4 protein-coding genes are annotated in these 1926 nt (G+C 37.9%); 1 reads left to right on the top strand and 3 read right to left on the bottom strand.

Annotated features, from left to right (window positions below):
* Window positions 1–337 precede the first annotated feature (337 nt).
* From D5018_RS21235 to D5018_RS22485, 3 genes are all read right to left on the bottom strand, one after another.
* The gene (locus D5018_RS21235; protein ID WP_121840961.1) at window positions 338–871 is read right to left on the bottom strand and encodes a GNAT family N-acetyltransferase; all 534 of its coding nucleotides are present in this window, start codon (window positions 869–871) and stop codon (window positions 338–340) included.
* The gene (locus tag D5018_RS21230; protein ID WP_121840960.1) at window positions 872–1138 is read right to left on the bottom strand and encodes a type II toxin-antitoxin system TacA family antitoxin; all 267 of its coding nucleotides are present in this window, start codon (window positions 1136–1138) and stop codon (window positions 872–874) included. It lies immediately after the preceding gene.
* 109 nt (window positions 1139–1247) lie between these two features.
* Window positions 1248–1490 carry a transposase domain-containing protein gene (locus tag D5018_RS22485; RefSeq protein WP_121840959.1) on the bottom strand — a complete coding sequence of 81 codons (243 nt, stop codon included), beginning with the start codon at window positions 1488–1490 and terminating at the stop codon, window positions 1248–1250.
* Between the two features lie 67 nt (window positions 1491–1557).
* On the opposite strand from D5018_RS22485, the gene D5018_RS21220 reads away from it, so the two are divergent.
* Window positions 1558–1887 carry a ribbon-helix-helix domain-containing protein gene (locus D5018_RS21220; protein ID WP_133309374.1) on the top strand — a complete coding sequence of 110 codons (330 nt, stop codon included), beginning with the start codon at window positions 1558–1560 and terminating at the stop codon, window positions 1885–1887.
* Window positions 1888–1926 lie beyond the last annotated feature (39 nt).

Below are 1926 nucleotides of genomic sequence, written 5' to 3'. Positions count from 1 at the left end.
TGGCTATAGTTGTTGTGATCTATCGTTGTATGTCAGGTTTTCGCTTTACGTTTGTGCGAAAAGAAAATTTTAACATTTCTTTTATGTATTGAATTTTAAGGATTTATTCTTTAACCGAGAATTGCTGAACAATATTCATAAAAATAGAGTTGATGGTAGAGTCGAACCCCCGTCCAGAAAGCCTACATTTTATTCTAGTAACCGTGTCATGGGCGTTGTAGAGCATTTTCAATAACTTAAAATACCTATGTGTATCATCAAAGACCGTCAGGTAGCGGCTGTGTGGACACTTTGTGGACACGAGTTATTTCCAAAATTTCTCTATAAATATTGTCAGTTATGGCTCAAATATTTGCTTAACTGTTTTCATTGGTAGAAAAATACGTGTACGGCCATTATGGCTACACAATACCTCAAAACCATATTTGGCGTAAAAGCTTTGTGCTCCATCATTTAAACAATCCACGACTACAGCATAAGCTCTCATATGAGCATTTACTTCCCATAAATACTCTAGTGCTTTAATTAGGCTTACTTTGCCTAAACCTGTACTGTGAAACTCTTTATGAACGGCAAGTTGAGCAATAAGAAAAACAGGAATTGGATAGTGAGGAAGTTTTTTTCCGTACTTCTCAGGTAGTGTGCTTCTACTTATACTACTTGGTGCAATTGAATAAAATGAGCAAATTGGATATTTTTGGTTCAATAATGGAAGCTTTGCAGGCAGAACCATAGTTCTACTAATGCCTGCTTGCATATGCTTCATCGCTTTAGTTTTGATAAAGTCATTAAGTTCGTCTTCGCCGCAATCGAATGATTTACGATCATGCTTTGCTTTACTTAATTCTTCAAAATTTTTTGAGTAGCTCACTTAAAAACCACTCTCTTTAGTATACTTCGCAGCATCTAATAAAGCAGTATTTGGTTCCTGAGCTTTATCACATGCCTCAAGAAATTGGTCAAAAATATTGTCTTCAATAGTGATACTTTCATGTTCAGCAATTACATGAGTCGCATCTTCATCCATCAGTTTCACGATATATTCAGTAAGGCTTTTTAAGCCCAGAAGTGCAGACGCTTTTTCAGCTTTAGCTTTGATTTCTTCATCAAGCCTAATATCTAAACGTGCAGTTGCCATAACGATTCTCTCCTGTACGGAATTCATCCGGTTTCGATTAGTATATAGTTAAAACTACCTAATGGCAATTGTACGGATTTAATCCGTCGTAAGCGTCCGGTCTTGACCACTAATCCTGCTCAAAATTCCAAGGCATCAAAGGTTCTAAATCGCTAGGAACATGAGCAAGTTGCCCAAATAAATAGGTGAGATATTGAGTGGGATTAACGCCATTGACTTTGCAAGTTTCAACGATGCTGTATAATACGGCACTGCTATTGGCTCCACTTTCAGTGTGACAGAAGAGGAAATTTTTTCGACCAACGGCAAAGTGTTTAGCTTCTCGTTCGACTCGATTATTGTCGATGCTCAACCGACCATCTTCGAGATAACGAACCGTTAAAACTCGGCTTACAGATGAGGAAAAAGAAAATTGGCTTTTGTACTGTCAAAGCAGTGGGATCAGTCAATCAGATATGCTAAGGATGCTTATCAATCGTTCCTCGCCAATCGCCAAGCTTGCCACTCCTTTTAATGAAACAAAATCAGATAAAGCGACGGTTCGTCTATCTGAGCACACATTAAAAATGCTCAAGGAGCAAGCCAAATACGAAGGCTATCTCAACCAAAGCCATTGGGTTCGAGCCGCCATACTTTCAAAACTCAGAAACAAGCCCGTATTATCTATACCCGTGATCATTCAAGATGCGACTTTTTCAAACAAAGACTTGAAATTTTCTGTAATGAGATCATCATACAGCCATGATTGAAATATCCTTAAGCCAAGAAGAAAAGCACTTATTGGAATC

The organism is Parashewanella curva, from assembly GCF_003675895.1.
GTDB classification, from domain to species: Bacteria; Pseudomonadota; Gammaproteobacteria; order Enterobacterales; family Shewanellaceae; genus Parashewanella; species Parashewanella curva.
Note: the sequence above shows the minus strand (reverse complement) of the source record. Positions and strands in the feature narration are given on the sequence as shown.

Bases quoted from the DNA above. Each gene is read 5' to 3' on its own strand.
- D5018_RS21230 (WP_121840960.1), bottom strand. From the start codon at position 1,138: ATGGCAACTGCACGTTTAGATATTAGGCTTGATGAAGAAATCAAAGCT.